Here is a 246-nt window from a genome sequence, read left to right as displayed (position 1 = left end):
ATTCTGACCGTCAGCAAGCTTCTTCGCACCTTGTGTCAATTGTTGTTGGCCACCATTTAAAGCGTTTGTTGCTTTAGCTAATCCGTTAGAAGTAGCAACGAGTTTTTGAAAAGCAGGATCTTGCTGCACTTCCGGATGACTTTTCACGTACTCTTCTAATTGTTGTTTTACACTATTTGCTGCATTGTCCGCTTTCACTTGCCCTTCACCAAGTTTCTCACTTCCGTTCACCCATTCATTTGTACC

The 246-nt window shown here is 42.7% G+C and carries 1 pseudogene; it reads right to left on the bottom strand.

The window, feature by feature from the left end:
* Positions 1-246: pseudogene (locus tag SB658_RS26615) on the bottom strand (YhgE/Pip domain-containing protein); the annotation flags it as partial.

It is taken from the genome of Bacillus sp. SIMBA_008 (assembly GCF_046535495.1).
Classification (GTDB): domain Bacteria; phylum Bacillota; class Bacilli; order Bacillales; family Bacillaceae; genus Bacillus; species Bacillus subtilis.
This window is presented reverse-complemented; position numbering and strand designations above follow the sequence as displayed.